This window comes from Neptuniibacter halophilus (genome assembly GCF_030295765.1).
Lineage (GTDB): Bacteria > Pseudomonadota > Gammaproteobacteria > Pseudomonadales > Balneatricaceae > Neptuniibacter > Neptuniibacter halophilus.
Genome location: NZ_AP027292.1, coordinates 1,933,615 through 1,948,233, shown reverse-complemented (window position 1 = coordinate 1,948,233; position 14,619 = coordinate 1,933,615). Strand labels below are relative to the sequence as shown.

Sequence of the window (14,619 nt, the reverse complement as noted above, 5' to 3'; positions counted from 1 at the left end):
ATTTAGGCCAGCGGAGGGCTGAATGACATTTCAAGCATTTAGAGGTTCGGCTTTTAATCACAGCCATGAGAACAAAGCATTCAACGAGCTTCATGACCAGTTGAAGCAACACTGGGAAAACCAAGATGAGCCGTTGTACCTGTTCGGTAATTTCTTCGTAGGCGGCAAAGAACTGGATGCTTTGATCGTTAAGAGAAACGCTATTATCGCCATCGACTTCAAAAACTTTGGTGGCGAAGTCAGATTTTCAGAGAACAATCGCTGGACCTGCGATGGTGTTCCAGTAAAGGGCGGCAATAGCATTAATCCATATCAGCAGTTAAGAACAAACAAGTTCGCCCTGTTGGAGTTCATACAAAGTGATCGGCTGCCGCTGCGGTCTCAGCCCAACCTTGGACATATCGCCGCACTAACACTATTCCAGCAGCCTATCGAATTTGATGAGCTGCAGGTTCCTCCTAAGATTCATAGTTGGTTCCATGTAGGCGACATGCTTCATGCAGTTAGGACAGTGGATAGTATTGCAAGCGCATCAATCGACTTGCCAAGCACCGACCTCGAGATACTGATCAACGCATTTGACGTTCCGCCCTATTTTCCTGATGGCCATCCTGAGGTACGGACTATTAGAGAAGCTAAAGCAGAAGGTGGACGAACGATTCATTGGACAGAGGGACAAAAGAAGGTATTGACGGGTACGTCCGATTGGCTAGAGGGAGATACAACTGCGTTCGTCATCACCGGCATGGTTAATACAGGTAAACGCACTGTTCTGGAAACCATAATTGAGAGTGTTCAAAGACAAGGACTATCTCCGCTCCTGCTAGCGCCAAACAGTCGAATTGCCAAGCGTTACCAATTACATGGATTCGATGAGTGCTACTCAATCTACACGTTGCTCTATAACAGCCAGCCAGACAGGATTGAGAAAAATAGTTCAGGTGTTGGTGTCGGGATACATGATGTCAAACTGACCCAACATGATGTCAAAGGGAAATGCCTAATCTTTGTCGATGCCCACCTCCTAGGTAATAGTTTTTTCGCCACTGATACGAATCGCTTTGGGACCGGTCATCTAGTGAACGATTTACTAGAAGCATTTGGCGATACCCCTCCGAAAATTGCACTAATTGGTGACCCCTATCAGTTATCACGAGGTGATCTTAAGCTGAGCTTCATTCATGGCAACGCAATGGAGGAACGAGGGTACAAGGTCACGAGAGCCTCGTTAGAAGAACAGCTTCGTTCTGACTCTGAGCAACAAGGCCTATTAGACTTCCAGTTTGACCTAGCTGAACACATAAAACATAAACATTTTAACCGCCTCCCTGCCCCTGATGGCGACCAAGTGAGTGAGGTAAATAAAGACCCTTCGCTGCCTAAGGAACTTTCCACAGGCTTCTTTCATGCGGTCTATCTTTGTGCTCTAAACGAAGCGGCTCACCGTATTAATCTTGCTGTAAAAAAAGCGTTGCGACCACAGGGTAGCTATGGGCTAGAAGTAGGAGATCGGATTGATTTTCATAACCGAACCCCTGTGGTCCAAGAGATCTATGGAACTTACGAGTCACATGAGCAGGAGTCATCCTACGTAAATGCCGGAGACATCGGTGTTGTGGAGTGGGTATCTGATCAGGAAGAAGTCCACTCAATACTTCTGAAAGGGAGGAAAGAGGCTACGGACCTTCGCTTCAAAATGATGAGGTGCAAGGTTCCAGGACTTGGCTCCGTGAATGTTCGGTTCCTTCCAGATTTTTTGATCGGTGAAAAACCTGCATTGTCGGCAGACCAGCTTGTAGCGATGAATGTATTCGCCCGTCAAGAAGCTGAGAAAAGCCTTGAAGAGCTTAAAGCCGAACTATCCCTACTCAAAGACTCCAATAGCGAAGCAGATAAAGCGAAGTACCAAACCGAGAAAAAACGGTTCGATATGCTCGTCAACCGTCGAGTGATGGGTAGTGGTTATTTCAATGCTGCACGTATCCGGTTCGCTTATGCGATGACAGTTCATAGAGGTCAAGGTCGAGAATGGAGTCATGTCATCCTGAATGCTGAACGTAGCTCAGGAGGTGAGTCGCATCATAACGATGAATTTTTTCGGTATCTCTATACAGCTTCCGTCTGTGCATCAGCGAAGCTGTCACTACAAAAGTATCCGCAACTCAGCCCTCTTTCTCAGTGTGTGTTCAATATGAACACGCAGTGCAAGGTAGGTCCATTTAATGTCGCGACCCCTCTCCACTATGATCGAAAGAGGACTCCGTCCGAATCTGAAGCGAAGCTAGCCCCACCCAGAGGGTTCACTGATGCAACTCCAGAACTTGTCGCGATTCTTTTGACTCTCAGAGACCGATTACAAGGTTCTTGCTGGCAAATAGAGGGCATGGCACAACACCCTTACCAAGAGCAGTACACGTTCATCAACGAACAAGAGCAGACGGTATTGGCAAGGCTCTCGTACAAAGGCGATTACACCGTTTCAAACCTTGTCTGGGTTGCAGAGGGTGTCGATCAAACGGCTCTCCAAGAGCTTCAGAACAGAGTCTACGGAGGTGATGTTTTTGAAGCCTGGGAAGTGAAGGAGGCTGTAAAGAGCCTAGATGACCTTTTAGCTCCCGCCGGGTTGGTTAGAAATAGTGTTAAGGAGAGCCCCTATCGTGCTGTCGCCGGTTTTGAATATAGCGAAGGTGCCATCGAGCTAGAGATCAACGTCGCTAAAACAGGCTTGGCAAGCTCCATACGCCCTGTAAGAGCAAGCGATGAAAAGCTCATCGCTGTTGTTCAAAAACTCATTGAATCAGTTTGACCTCTATGAGCATATTCCAAACGATCAAAGAACTTCGGCATAGCGGGAAACCGGTTGATGCTTGGAACGCAGGGTATCCAGCTCTTCAAAATGAACCGGATAACTTATTCCTAAAGCGCAGCCTCTATTGGGCGTGCTATGACGGTATTAAGTCGGTACAGAGCCAGATCATCCACCGTAAGAACAAAGCCCCGACTCAGCAGGAGCAAGAATATGTTACGAGCTGGATTTCTTGCATTGAACAGCTGAAACTTCCGATGCCGTGCGAAGAACTTGATTTCCGTTTTTTTAATCTGTTTAAAGACAACGGAGAGCACTATGAAGCCTTTGTCCGGTTTGTTCTCGATAACCACTCTAGCTTGTTTACTTGGCCTGAGGATTACACCCCATACCAAGGGGAAAAACACGAGAGCCCAAGCCAAGTAGTCAAACAGGCTCGTATGGCTTCTAAAGGCTGGCTAACCCACCGTAAAGAGTGGAACTTAAGCCTGTCTTCCTTAACTTCGTTTCTGGACTTGGCTGATCAGAAAGCACAGGATCAAGACAAGACTTGGATGCACTATGACTACGCGAAGTGCTTAATCGGAGCAAAGAATTACGAAGCTGCGAGAGATTTAGTGCTGCCTATCGTTCGAAAAAAAGCGTCTGAGTTTTGGGCATGGGGAGCACTGGCAGCGACTTACATCGAAAGTGATCCAAAGAGAGCTATTGCTTGCTATTGCAAAGGGCTTAGCGCATCTAAAGACCCGAAGTTTTCGGTCAAAATGCGTGGCGGTCTAGCTCTCTTATTTGCGCGGCAAGGGCAATGCTCAGAAGCATCAGCCCTCCTATGCTCCATCGCTGATACCTACCGCAATGAAGGCTGGACTCTCAAGCCTGAATACGAAGACTTGATGGCGCAACCTTGGTTTGATGCGTCAGTTGCTAGTTCGATTAATCTAAACAGCTATTTTTCAGAACATGGGGCATATGCTGATGAGCTTCTATACGACGAGATCCAGGACGCGACAGGGGTTGTATTGTCGCTACATAGATCAGGCAAAGGCTTCAACGTATACCTGTCTCAAAGTCAGAAGCTTTCTGTACGGAAAGGCGTGTTTGCGGGTAAGGGGCTACCAGATAGAGGCGACTGGGTAACTATTACCTTTGCTAGAACAGGAGAGGACACCGAGGTGCTGAAAGCAATGCCCACTGCACCTATTAGCCTAACCGGGGTAGAAACCGAGGTTGGGGAGCTAAGAGTGCATACCAAAGGTTTTGCCTTTGTATGCGACACTTTCGTCACCCCAGACCTAGTCGTCCCAGAATGGAATGGAGCCGAGGTGGAAGTGATGAAGGTTTGGGACATCAACCCTAAAAAAAAGGAAAGGACTTGGAGGGCGATAAAGATTAAGAAATCAGAAGCTCCCACAATTGATTAATGGGGATTGTCGTCAGTCTTTGGCTGGGTATATCTCGGCTATCGCAGGAATGCTTCTAACATGGCCGTTTTGTGGCACAAGGATGTCGAGTAGCGATATCCGTTCGATAATAAACTATGTAAGGACGCTGGAATATGCCGCTCGACTTAACACTAGATGACCAACTAAAGCAGGCTCTTCTTGATATTAAGCCTTGGGATTCAAATCCGAAGTGGTTGAGTGAGCTGGAAGGCTTTCTCACATACGTGCAGAAAGCCGACTTCGAGACTCGTCGAACAAAGGAATTTCAGCAGCGCCTTTGGGATGACAATGCGGTTAGCGGAGTGGGCATGGGAACGGTTGATCTTGGATCCGCTTTGGATGACTCATCTTTCCGAGACTGGTTGGCAGAAACGTCTTTGCAGCCCCTTGGAGAAACGGCGGACGCACGGCTTGCACAGTTTAGATCACTACATGACGGTATTGTTGAAAAGCTGAAAGCCTTCGCTAGTCGTACCCCACGGGTCAAAATTTTCCGGCTACTGGCTGCGTTTTACCCCCGCCATTTCAGCACAATCACATACGGTCGCATGGCCCTAGAATGCCATAGGGCGTGGTTTGGAAAAGTTAAAAAACCAGACCCTGTTGCTCGCCAAATTCACTTGATGGATAGGATCGATTCTCTATTAGGGCCATGTGCTGACGATGCACGTGCACTTGCTGAACGAATGACCCTTCCATGGTTTGTCTATGAGCGCCATGTGCAGTCTGCTAGCTCCGAAGCCGTCGCGGAAACGGCTAATCCACTCGGAGAAATTGAGCTTAAGCCCTTGCCAGCCATTCAGCGTCGGAAAGGGTTTACCAGCATCAAAGGTGGGCTGGGAACCATATCCAGCGCACTCAGCTTTGTAGTTGATGGGGTGAGCCGTGAAGAGCTGATGGACTACCTAAAGGCCGAATTCCCTGACTACCGCGACAGCTCGCTGCGAACCTTGATGAATATCCTCAAGAACGAATTTTATGTCATTCAGGAAAATGACGGGGTGATCACGCAGACGGCTCGGGGAGAACTGTACCTTGAGAATAACGATCCCCAGGAGCTCATTCCTCTATTCCTAACGCGTACTTTAGGTGTCGATCACGTCCTCTGTGCGCTTGCCGAACATGAGTTATCAACGACTGATCTGATCATACTGTTAAAAGAGGTCAATCCTGGCTGGACGACGGACTTTGCACCTAGGGCGATGCTGAAATGGTTGCGAGACTTTGGTCTGCTGGAGGTCGATACCGTTGGGGTCTATAGCCTATCCGAGGCGGGGCGTTCATGGGCGGAGCAGATCAATTGGCATCCAGAGAAACTGCAAGCAGTCGAAAACGGTGACGTCGCTGAACTGTCGTCGACCGATGCTACATTGAATATGGCTTCCCTTGATCAGACCGCGCTGTTGAAGCAAGTTATTTCGAATACAGCGTTCCCAGCGCGTATTGTGAGTCAGCTGCATTTCGGGCTATGGGCTCACGCTCGGCGCCATTTCGCGGTGCTGGCCGGCTTGTCGGGCTCGGGTAAAACGCTACTCGCACAGCGGTATGCTGAAGCGTTAGCGGCCCAGTTTGCAAAGACGCCGGCTAAGAATGTATTCGTTCAGGCGGTTCAGCCCGGTTGGTACGATCCTGCGCCTCTTTTCGGTTATATCAACCCGCTCGTCTCCGATAACTATGTGCGTCCACCGCTACTCGACTTTTTGCTGCAAGCAGCAGCGCATCCGGATCAGCCATATACGGTGATACTGGATGAGATGAATCTGTCCCATCCGGAGCAGTATTTTGCACCGGTGCTATCGGCAATGGAGTCAGGGGATCGATTGAGGCTGCATAACGAGGGTGATTCGTTCGACGGTGTGCCGAGTACAATCGCCTATCCATCTAATGTTGCCTTCATCGGCACCGTAAACATGGATGAGACCACCCATGGGCTCTCTGACAAAGTCCTTGATCGTGCATTTACTCTGGAGTTTTGGGATATCACCTTGGCTGATTACCCCAACTGGAACAGTCACGGTCTTGTCTCTGCAGATGTGGTAGTTGTACGCAGTTGTCTCGAAGCGCTGCTGACGGTGCTTGCCCCTGAAAGACTGCACTTTGGCTGGCGTACCGTCGAGGACGTACTGTCTTATCTGGCATTGGCAAGTAAAGCGAGTGACTTCGAACTGATGGGGGCATTGGACGATGTGGTTTACGCACGCGTTTTGCCGAAGCTCAGAGGTTCTGAGAGCCAGCGTCTACATGATGTCTTGCATAAAGCTGCGGCTGTATTGGAACAGCAGGGCCTGAAGCGAAGTTGCACTAAGGTGCGAATGCTTAAAGCCGACCTCGCTGACACTGGCATGATGCGTTTTTGGCGTTAATGACGGTGAAATTGAAGGTTTTTTGCCGCCGCCAGGAGCCGCCATCTTTTATTGGTGAGCTGAGCGCGGAGAAAACGCTGCAGGGCGTTGAAGAGAATCATCACTACCTTATCAGCGTGGATGCGGAAACGTCTCGTCTGTATGTTGATGATGCGTTGTTACCGATGGATGCGCGACGTGAGTTCTGGCTATGGTCGCCCGGTTTTTATGCCGGGGAAGTGGAGCTTGAGTTAGAGCAGGAAGGTCTGCACGCTCCGGTGCGCTTTCTCATTGATGTAGCCCCCGCACAACATAAAACGGGTCGTGAGCAGTACATCGAATATATCAGCCAGATCGCTGACTATGCGCCTCAGCTGCTGACTGGAACAGAACCGGCCAAACATGGCTTGGGGGGTCAAGCTAAGCAAAAACTCTCATTGTGGATTCGTTATGCAAGGTTTCGTTGCTTTATCGACCGGTACCTTTATGGCCTTAAGGCCATAAGCGAGCGGCCGATAGTCCGTCTAAACCATCATCGGGAACAATTGCCGATACACCTAGCGCGTCGAGTTGATGTCACAACAGTTCGCCGCCTGAGCGCCAATCCAAAGCTGCTTGCTGTCGTGGCTAAGCAACCGGGACAGGCCCACAATCGTATAATCGAAAACAACCGATTAGATGTTCCCTTTAATGAGCCAACGATGGATAACCCTGCCAATCGTCTGATGGCGCAGCAACTGGATCATGTGTTGCGAATGGTCGATGGGCTAGTCGAATCATTCTCCAACTACAGCAGCACCTCTGGAGAGACCGAGAGCGATATCCTTTCGCGGATGCCGCGCCGTCTGAACTACCTAGCAGGCATTCGAAAACGATTGCTGAAGCTATCCCGGAACACGCCATTTAGTGCCGCCGATAAATCAAAAACCGGTGTAGCTGGGCTCAATGCTGTTTCTGGTAGCCCTCATTATGATCTGGCTTATCGGGTGGGTGTTCGCCTGCTGCGGCAAGGGCTTTCGGAGCTGGCCGATGATGAGCAGCACTATCTGGCACCAACCTGGGAAGTCTATGAAGCCTGGTGTTTTGTGGCGCTAGCGCGGCAATTAGAGGTCCTTCTACCTGGTTATGAGTGGCGGTTGAAAAGCGCTCCCGCGTTCGCGGATATGGTATTAGTGGGCCAATCAGGCGACCAGGCTGTCAGTCTTTATTCACAATTAGTATGCAGATCCATGGAAGAAGATAATCACTATGGTTACTGCTCAATCAGCCGAGAGCGTCGGCCTGACCTAGTACTGGAATACCGGAAGGGGCAGCAGGTCCGTTTTATCTGCCTCGACAGCAAATACACAGCCTACCGATCTCGAATTCTAGACTCGATGGCTTCCGCACACATCTATCGTGATTCGATTAAATTCAGAGGAAAAGCCCCTTCGCTATCAGTTCTTCTGGTGCCTGCTAACAAGGAAGTGCCAAGGTTGTCGGATCCAGACTATCTGGATACTCACGGCGTGGGATGCTTAACCTTGGTAAACAACAGAGATGCGGTGGAGTTGTTAAAGAGAATGCTCCGCTATCTTCAAAACTAAACCCTTATGGAGCTCTTTTGATAGGAATCGGCTAATACTTTTATCTATTCATAGGGGTTGGAGTTAGTCAGGCAGCGAGTCACGCTGCTCAATTTTATCCATAATCCAATCTTCAATTTCACTTTCAAGCCACGCGACGTTACGTTCTCCTAAAGAGACTGGTTTTGGGAAATTACCCTCATGAATGTACTTGTAAACAGTTGAGCGTGCTAGGCCCGTGGTGTGCATGACCTCTTTCAATTTCATTAATCGCATGAGTATGGTCCTCGTAGTTCATCTCATGCAATAAGCCCTGTGTGTAAGAAATAACTGAGCACTCACAGAGCGATCAGCACTAAAGAAGTGCTCCCTCTTCAGCACCAGCACTGAACTCCGTCGAATCTAAGATAACTTCCTTCACTTTTTCCTTGATGCGACATCATTGACCTTCCCGGTAGAATTGTCGCCATATCAAGCACAATCAATTTCTTAAATAAAAGATTTTCAGACATATATCACCTTCCTGAGAACAGCCCCATTCTGTTTTCCCAGGCCACCAGCCTGGTTCTACCTTCATCTCAGGAGACCCTATCCATGTCATATTCATGTCCAAATTGCAGATCAGAGTCTGTTGTCCATCGTCACAAAGGGCGTAACGTAGGCGGTATTACAGGCGGGGTGGCGGGCACCGCTAGCGGAATTGCAGGCGCCAGTTCAGGTGCGAGCACGGGAATGGCCCTTGGTGCCGTTGGAGGCCCTGTCGGAATTGCCCTCGGCGGATTTGCCGGCGCACTGCTCGGCGGGCTTGCAGGTGGTGTCACCGGTACCTTGGCAGGCTCAAAGATTGGGGAGAAGCTGGATGAGCACATTCTTGATGATCTGGAATGTACTGACTGCGGCCAAACCTTTCGCAGCGACGAGTAACTCCAAGCCCCATCACCCTTTCACCTTTAATACCATTCCGATCAAATTCAGCAACAAAGACTTATCCCCCCAAGAAATACTCCGGCGTCGGCCGGTTTTATGCCCTGATATATAGAAAGCGCACAGCGACTTCCCCTATTCCAAGTCATCGCCTCAGTCCAATGCGCTCTATGGGAGTGCTTGGCTGTGGCCGCTTATTAGGAGTTTACCCATGACCATGCATATCCTTTCAGAAAACCAGCTTTACCGTAACGCACCCGCTATTTTTGCGGACACGCCCGATAGCCAGGTATCAGACCGTTATGGCTTTGTGCCCACCATTGAGGTGGTCAAGTCCTTACAACAAGAGGGCTGGTACCCCGTCCGCGCGCAACAAACGATGTCGCGGTTACCCGAACGACGCTCGGTTGCTCGTCATATGGTGAGGTTTCGTCAAGATCCGGATCGGCAGATCCACGTCGGTGATTCCGTTGCCGAACTCGTACTCTGCAACAGCCATGATCGAAGCAGTGCGTATCAGTTAGACCTCGGTTTGTTCAGGCTGGTCTGCAGCAACGGCATGGTAACGCCCATCGGCGAGATGGGTGGGATCAGAGTGCGGCATGGCTGCCAAGTTGTGGATGACATTCTTGAAGGCTCCATCGCCCTCATCGATGAAGCCCCCGTGATCATCTCCTCCGTTGATCGCTTCCGATCACTGAGACTCTCACCGGATGAAGCACAACTCTTCGCGCAATCCGCCCTGACGTTGCGCTACGGAGAGGACTGGGTGAATGCCAGCCCCGTATCTCCGGACACCCTTCTTCAGGCTCGACGCTCAGAAGACCGTGATCCCGACCTCTGGCATGTCTTTAACCGTACCCAAGAAAACCTACTCAAAGGCGGCTTACACGGACGTTCCAGCCAAGGACGCCGCACACGTACCCGCCCCATTCGTTCAGTCACGGAAGACGTGCGGCTTAACCGAGCGCTTTGGAAACTGACAGAACACTTCGCGGCCCTGAAGGGCGAATCAATGGCAGCCTAACTGAAGGAGCAACCATGATGGAAACCGTACAACTGATGGCGGGTGAGAAACCGGGTACCTATGTGGTACCCGATGCGGTCACGGAAGCCGAGTTACTTCACCTCGCCAAAATGATTGCCCGCCGCCGGCTCGCCAAAGGACAAGCCCTCAATAATCCGGACGAAGTGCATCGAGCGATACAAACCTTACTGCTCGATTATGAGCATGAGGTGTTTGCGCTGCTGATGCTGGATAACCGCAACAAGATCCTCACCTTTGTGGAACTGTTTCGCGGCACGCTCAACGCGGCCTGCGTCTATCCTCGCGAAGTGGTTAAGGAATGTCTGAAGCTCAATGCGGCGGCGGTCATCCTGGTGCATAACCACCCGTCCGGTGATCCTGAGCCCAGCCTGGCAGATCGCCAGATCACGCAACAGCTACAAGCCGCCTTGTCGCTGATCGATGTTCGCGTGCTGGACCACATCGTGGTAGGAGCAACGCAGCCAGTGTCCTTCGCTCAACGCGGCTTACTCTGACCCTCAACCGAAGTTCCCATATTGTCATTTTGGGAACTTACCAACCCGCATGAATACTGGGCTCAGCACGAAGGGGCCCGTCTAAATTCCCAAATTCCCCATTTCAATTGAAAAAAGGAACCTGACCATGACAGAGGTGCATGCCGTCAAAGATCCAGAGACCATCTGCCTGATTAGCCACTTGCTCACCCGACGGCATAGTCAGCAGATGGCCGACATCTGGAATATCGGACTGAACTTGGCATTGCGGATCTCCGATCTGCTCTCAATTAAGTTCAGCGACATAAAGGAGGACCGATTGGTCCTCCGAGAACAAAAGACAGGAAAACAAGCCAATATCCCTTTAAACCCCAAAGCCCTGAAGATCATTCAGCGAATTCATCAGGATCATCCCCATCACATCTATCTGTTCCAGTCATACCGAAACCTTCAATCCACCAATCGAACACCCCGCCCCCTCTCTCGACGTGCTGTCAGTAAGGCTTTTGGATCGATAGGTGAGGAACTCCGAATATCACTTGGAACCCACTCCATGCGAAAAACACGGGGCTATCACCTTTATAAATCCACAAAGGATATTGCGCGTGTAATGAAGATGCTCAGGCATAGCTCTGAGAGCGTGACATTGCGTTACATCGGTATCACCCAAGACGAGGTCGACCGCGACTTCAAGGAGTTAGAGCTATGAACCCAGCAACATCATCTCCAACACTAAAACTGCTGAAGCTACGACACGTCATGACAATGACCAGCCTGGCGCGTTCAACAATTTATAGGTACTGCTCTGATAACAACTTTCCAAAGCCCGTCAAACTTGGCAAGCGAAATATTGCCTGGATAGAAGGTGAGGTTCAGGAATGGATAGAACAAAAGGCCCACCAGCGGGATATAAGCAGCCCTATTATGGGCTGCTGAGGGGCTTAGCCCCTTTTCTTTTTTGGATTACTACAGCCAAAGTTACGCTGACCTGTTCCGTACATCTTTGTTTTCTCTTTGGCCAGGTAACTCAGACGTACCAGTAACGGGTATAACTTAGCCATGAACTCTTCATGAGGAGCATTGTGGTTTAAGTGATATACCCCATTCTCTGGAAAATGAACTAATGCCGAACAGTCCTCAGGATGAATACCAAGCGCGCTAGCCCAAGCTTTAATGATCATCCAGCCAAGCGCATTCGGGTCACAGTGACTGCCTAATTGAAAGTAGCGATCTTTGTTGAACATCAATGCTAAGTGATAGTGGGCTTTGTGATTCGTGGAGTATTCCTTCACCCAGACATATTCCAGCTCACATGCATGAACCCTCATCCCCCTTCTCGCCTTTGCATACTCCTCCGCTGCCATTTGAGCTTTGATCGATGAGAAGAATCCCTGCAATAGATTTGGACCGGTATTCATAAAGAATGTGGGAGAATCAATCTCGAGAGGGTTATCAGAGAAGCAGCCATTATCAGGAAGCCTCAAATCAATCCTTATTACTGTTAAGCGAGGGTGAGTCTGTAATGCTCTCCGCAACGTTTCTTCCATACGTTTCAGGTAGCGGTCGTTGAGTGGGCCATGATTGGTTAGCTTGGTCTTAGACATTTTGGATCTCCTATGGTTAATGTCGAGTTCTTTACTCGTCTATAGAAGAATCCTTACCTATAAAATTTTACTCCCTAAGTTATTGATCCATATATATCCTTGCCCTTAATGGGCTGGATATAATCCCTTTGCTGCGCATCGTAATAATACCATTCCGACATGTGCCGCATTGAGCAATAACGAAATTTGTCGGCACCCTTAGGCCGAATCCATTGGAACAGTGCACTATGCTCATGGAACAACCACTCTCAACTTATCTGTCATTGCTACTCTCACTCAACGGCTACAGTGATCGTTTCAATTCCTTCAAAAAATCAGGCCGTTGCACCACCAAATGAAGCAAAGTCCTTGCAGCGCCACTTGGGCATCTTCTGCCTTGTTCCCACTCACTGACAGTACGCGGACTAATCCCCAAACAACGAGCAAATTTTGTCTGTGTCAGCTTCAGTGATCGACGCAAATCAATTGCATCTAAGACGACCGGTTCCAAGGACCGAATGAGAGTTTTTGCGCCTGTTCTCCTTTCAGTTCCGTTCCAAAGACACGCATTACCCCCCTTATTCGACGGCAGTGACGGAGTTTTGGCCTGTTGATCATTTACTAGGGTTGTTGACTGATCTTGTTGAGATTTCCAGTAGCCAGGCTCCAGAACCTCTGGATGCTCTTGCTCGTAGCGCCGCATCCATAAGTCAGCCATTGATAACGATTGATCTTCCATTGGGGCCTCCTATTTCATTACGTGTGACTAAACCCTGCTCATACAATGTGCTTTACACGCAGTTGAGCCCGGTATTTGAAACCTCGAAGAGACAAAACCGAAGAAAGCAAAAGATACCTTATCCAGTATCGTTTTCGGACTTGGACTGAGATCCATCAAAAAGGGGGTCTCCTAGCTGCTTAACTTTTTCTAGCATCTGAGCATCTATAAAACCAAAAGCTTTCCTCTGTTCAGCTGTAAGTAGATTAGAGCGTTCTGTTTTACACTCCTTTCCCATAGTGATGGAAATACATTGATATTCTGTATCAGATTGTTTGTTAGTAAACACTTCTACTACATGTGTCAGGTTTCGCTCTATCGGGCTACTAACAAGGGGAACCACTAACAAGCTGCTAGCGTGCAACCGTATCTTTGTTGGAACGAGTGTCTGTAGTTCTAGTAGCCGCATCTCTGCCGCTCTGTATAAAACGTTACATGCGACTATGCGTCTTGATTTATCTGGCTTATCTGGCTTATCTGGCTTATCTGGCTTATCTGGCTTATCTGGCTTATCTGGCTTATCTGGCTTATCTGGCTTATCAAGCATGGAACATAAAAACTCAAACCCGATTTTTTTACCGAATTGTGCTCTTCTTCCTGAATCAGATACCAGAAAAGATGTCATACGGCATATCACACTCTCAAGATGGTGATACACAAAGTTGTTTAACCCATCGGCAAAAAATAAGTGCTCATATGAATGAAGCTCCTTGAAACTTGCAAACTTTCCTAGAGATTTTTCGCTTGCAGGCAATCCTTCCACCTTTTCCAAAATCTGCTGACCAGCGTTCGGCAATACATGATCTTCTGCTCTTTCCGTTTGGCGGAATAAGATCATAACCCCTGGGCGACGAGCTGCGCCAAAAGTAGGATGGCGTAAATTAAGGTAATAAACCGGTGGCTTAGTACCTACGACCCTATCACGTAACACTCCAGGAACCACCGTATGGAGCAACCCAAGACACCTAAGATGTTTTAGCTGTGACCTTAAACGCTCTTTAGTGAAGCCCGTTAGCTCTCGTAGACTCTTGCTACTTAAATCATCTACAACACCCTGAGGATCAGAGAATTCCAACAATACCGACAGAAGCCATCTATTTGACCTGGAAAACCCTCCTCTATTCTTGTTGTCCGGGTTATACCCATCTTTAGGCAGTAACACTTCCCGCTGTAAGGCTCTAATTGGATCTCCCTCGAGAAATGCAGATTTTTGGAGCAAGTTAACTGAGTCTGGGGAAAGTAAATACGCTGTTCTCTCACCTCCGATCTCTAACCTCAAAATATCAGCAACAATAAAATCAATACGAACCAATTTTCGAATCAAATAACTCACTGTTTTAAGGTTGGCATCACATAAATCAGCTATGGCTCGAGCTGTCCACTTGAGCCCTTTTTCACCTTTATCCTGCACTTCTAACATCAGTCGAAATAGTGCCAACCTTTCTTCTGGTAAGAGAATCAAAGATCCACTGCCTGGCGGGAGACTGAATGTACGATGAGTATTTTTTCCTACGTAGATTAGCTCTGCATTTTTTGTATCGTTATTTTTTGCTACTTGAAGACGAAGAACAGAGTGTGCATCTATGTTCATCTACATCCACCTGCGCACTAGATATACGAAAAAAGGTACCACACATACTGTTAAATGTAGAACATTA

13 protein-coding genes are annotated in these 14,619 nt (G+C 48.7%); 9 read left to right on the top strand and 4 right to left on the bottom strand.

Annotation, left to right across the window (positions count from 1 at the left end; all coding sequences use genetic code 11):
• Window positions 1-22 precede the first annotated feature (22 nt).
• The 4 genes from QUD59_RS09000 to QUD59_RS08985 all read left to right on the top strand — a co-directional run bounded on the left by QUD59_RS09000 (window position 23) and on the right by QUD59_RS08985 (window position 8,176).
• Window positions 23-2,806, top strand: a complete 2,784-nt coding sequence (locus QUD59_RS09000; RefSeq protein WP_286240954.1) for an NERD domain-containing protein — start codon at window positions 23-25, stop codon at window positions 2,804-2,806.
• Window positions 2,807-2,811: 5 nt separating this feature from the next.
• Window positions 2,812-4,227 (top strand): tetratricopeptide repeat protein, encoded by a 1,416-nt coding sequence (locus QUD59_RS08995; protein ID WP_286240953.1) that lies wholly within the window; start codon window positions 2,812-2,814, stop codon window positions 4,225-4,227.
• Between the two features lie 134 nt (window positions 4,228-4,361).
• Window positions 4,362-6,611 (top strand): McrB family protein, encoded by a 2,250-nt coding sequence (locus QUD59_RS08990; protein WP_286240952.1) that lies wholly within the window; start codon window positions 4,362-4,364, stop codon window positions 6,609-6,611.
• Window positions 6,611-8,176: a DUF2357 domain-containing protein gene (locus QUD59_RS08985; RefSeq protein WP_350227805.1), complete on the top strand. Its 1,566-nt coding sequence runs from the start codon at window positions 6,611-6,613 to the stop codon at window positions 8,174-8,176. The genes QUD59_RS08990 and QUD59_RS08985 overlap by 1 nt, the downstream gene beginning before the upstream one ends.
• Window positions 8,177-8,239: 63 nt before the next feature.
• On the opposite strand, the gene QUD59_RS08980 is transcribed toward QUD59_RS08985, so the two are convergent.
• Complete coding sequence (locus tag QUD59_RS08980) at window positions 8,240-8,431, bottom strand: helix-turn-helix transcriptional regulator (protein WP_286240950.1); 192 nt, start codon at window positions 8,429-8,431, stop codon at window positions 8,240-8,242.
• 318 nt (window positions 8,432-8,749) lie between these two features.
• Between QUD59_RS08980 and QUD59_RS08975 the strand changes: the two genes are divergently transcribed.
• The 5 genes from QUD59_RS08975 (at window position 8,750) to QUD59_RS08955 (ending at window position 11,536) form a co-directional block, all read left to right on the top strand.
• Complete coding sequence (locus tag QUD59_RS08975) at window positions 8,750-9,079, top strand: hypothetical protein (RefSeq protein ID WP_286240949.1); 330 nt, start codon at window positions 8,750-8,752, stop codon at window positions 9,077-9,079.
• Window positions 9,080-9,290: 211 nt separating this feature from the next.
• On the top strand, window positions 9,291-10,106 hold the full coding sequence (locus QUD59_RS08970; RefSeq protein ID WP_286240948.1) for a DUF932 domain-containing protein: 816 nt from the start codon (window positions 9,291-9,293) through the stop codon (window positions 10,104-10,106).
• 14 nt (window positions 10,107-10,120) lie between these two features.
• Window positions 10,121-10,621 carry a RadC family protein gene (gene radC, locus QUD59_RS08965; protein WP_434025548.1) on the top strand — a complete coding sequence of 167 codons (501 nt, stop codon included), beginning with the start codon at window positions 10,121-10,123 and terminating at the stop codon, window positions 10,619-10,621.
• A 127-nt stretch (window positions 10,622-10,748) separates the two neighbouring features.
• Entirely contained in the window at window positions 10,749-11,309 is a 561-nt protein-coding gene (locus tag QUD59_RS08960; protein ID WP_286240947.1) for a tyrosine-type recombinase/integrase, read from the top strand.
• The gene (locus QUD59_RS08955; RefSeq protein ID WP_286240945.1) at window positions 11,306-11,536 is read left to right on the top strand and encodes a helix-turn-helix transcriptional regulator; all 231 of its coding nucleotides are present in this window, start codon (window positions 11,306-11,308) and stop codon (window positions 11,534-11,536) included. The genes QUD59_RS08960 and QUD59_RS08955 overlap by 4 nt, the downstream gene beginning before the upstream one ends.
• 5 nt (window positions 11,537-11,541) lie before the next feature.
• Here QUD59_RS08955 and QUD59_RS08950 read toward each other — a convergent pair whose 3' ends face one another.
• The 3 genes from QUD59_RS08950 to QUD59_RS08940 form a co-directional block, all read right to left on the bottom strand.
• The gene (locus tag QUD59_RS08950) at window positions 11,542-12,204 is read right to left on the bottom strand and encodes an inovirus Gp2 family protein (protein ID WP_286240944.1); all 663 of its coding nucleotides are present in this window, start codon (window positions 12,202-12,204) and stop codon (window positions 11,542-11,544) included.
• Window positions 12,205-12,487: 283 nt separating this feature from the next.
• The gene (locus QUD59_RS08945; protein WP_286240942.1) at window positions 12,488-12,922 is read right to left on the bottom strand and encodes a helix-turn-helix domain-containing protein; all 435 of its coding nucleotides are present in this window, start codon (window positions 12,920-12,922) and stop codon (window positions 12,488-12,490) included.
• Between the two features lie 118 nt (window positions 12,923-13,040).
• Window positions 13,041-14,552 (bottom strand): cadherin repeat domain-containing protein, encoded by a 1,512-nt coding sequence (locus tag QUD59_RS08940; protein ID WP_286240940.1) that lies wholly within the window; start codon window positions 14,550-14,552, stop codon window positions 13,041-13,043.
• Window positions 14,553-14,619 lie beyond the last annotated feature (67 nt).

Coding starts and splice junctions, on each gene's coding strand:
- QUD59_RS09000 (WP_286240954.1), top strand. CDS start 23: ATGACATTTCAAGCATTTAGAGGTTCGGCTTTTAATCACAGCCATGAG.
- QUD59_RS08995 (WP_286240953.1), top strand. CDS start 2,812: ATGAGCATATTCCAAACGATCAAAGAACTTCGGCATAGCGGGAAACCG.
- QUD59_RS08990 (WP_286240952.1), top strand. CDS start 4,362: ATGCCGCTCGACTTAACACTAGATGACCAACTAAAGCAGGCTCTTCTT.
- QUD59_RS08985 (WP_350227805.1), top strand. CDS start 6,611: ATGACGGTGAAATTGAAGGTTTTTTGCCGCCGCCAGGAGCCGCCATCT.
- QUD59_RS08980 (WP_286240950.1), bottom strand. CDS start 8,431: ATGCGATTAATGAAATTGAAAGAGGTCATGCACACCACGGGCCTAGCA.
- QUD59_RS08975 (WP_286240949.1), top strand. CDS start 8,750: ATGTCATATTCATGTCCAAATTGCAGATCAGAGTCTGTTGTCCATCGT.
- QUD59_RS08970 (WP_286240948.1), top strand. CDS start 9,291: ATGACCATGCATATCCTTTCAGAAAACCAGCTTTACCGTAACGCACCC.
- radC (WP_434025548.1), top strand. CDS start 10,121: ATGATGGAAACCGTACAACTGATGGCGGGTGAGAAACCGGGTACCTAT.
- QUD59_RS08960 (WP_286240947.1), top strand. CDS start 10,749: ATGACAGAGGTGCATGCCGTCAAAGATCCAGAGACCATCTGCCTGATT.
- QUD59_RS08955 (WP_286240945.1), top strand. CDS start 11,306: ATGAACCCAGCAACATCATCTCCAACACTAAAACTGCTGAAGCTACGA.
- QUD59_RS08950 (WP_286240944.1), bottom strand. CDS start 12,204: ATGTCTAAGACCAAGCTAACCAATCATGGCCCACTCAACGACCGCTAC.
- QUD59_RS08945 (WP_286240942.1), bottom strand. CDS start 12,922: ATGGAAGATCAATCGTTATCAATGGCTGACTTATGGATGCGGCGCTAC.
- QUD59_RS08940 (WP_286240940.1), bottom strand. CDS start 14,552: ATGAACATAGATGCACACTCTGTTCTTCGTCTTCAAGTAGCAAAAAAT.